The organism is Streptomyces sp. AC627_RSS907, assembly GCF_019049165.1.
Map to the genome: position 1 here is coordinate 1 of NZ_JAGMUE010000695.1, position 636 is coordinate 636.

A 636-nucleotide genomic window follows, 5' to 3' on the forward strand; every position below is an offset into this window, starting at 1 on the left:
CGAGCCGTCCTTGACGGCGACCAGGGCGACCTGCACCTTGCCCTTGAGGACGGTCACGGTCTCGCCCTCGCGCTCCACCGTCAGGGACACGTTGAACGGCGCGCCCTGGCCCGGCTTCGGCTTGCCGGAGACGACGGTGGCGTACACCTGCTCCTCGGCCTCCAGGGCCACCGGCAGTTGCACGGAGGAGTCGACGATCTCCAGGCCGAGTCCGTAGCGGTGGTAGATGTCGCGGGCGCCGACGCCTCGGTCGCGGAAGTACTGCAGCACCCCCTCCTCGACCAGGTACATGAAGTGCTTGAACCCGATCCAGGTGCGGATGTTGGCGCCCTCGTAGCGGGGGCTGCCGACGTAGCTGGTCGGCTGTCCGTCGAGCAGTTCGGTCACGGTTGTTCCTCCTTCGGATGAGTCAGCGGCGGACCGGGGGTCGCGGAGGAAGTCGGCGACCTCCGCGGTCATCTCCTCGGCCCGGTCGATGTGGCAGAAGTGGCCGTAGCCGGGGCGGCTGCGCAGTGTCGCGGCGGGCACGGCGTCGGCCAGGGCGCTCGCGCGCATCGGTGTCAGCCCCTCGTCGCCGGGCCCGACGTAGATCAGCGTGGGCACCGTGACGCGGGACAGGTCGAGGTGGCCGGAGTC

The 636-nt window shown here is 70.3% G+C and carries 1 protein-coding gene; it reads right to left on the minus strand.

The genetic code is table 11. The features are described from left to right. Positions 1-636 (minus strand): alpha/beta fold hydrolase (locus KUM32_RS37855; protein WP_217146357.1); only part of this gene is annotated, 636 nt, incomplete at both ends.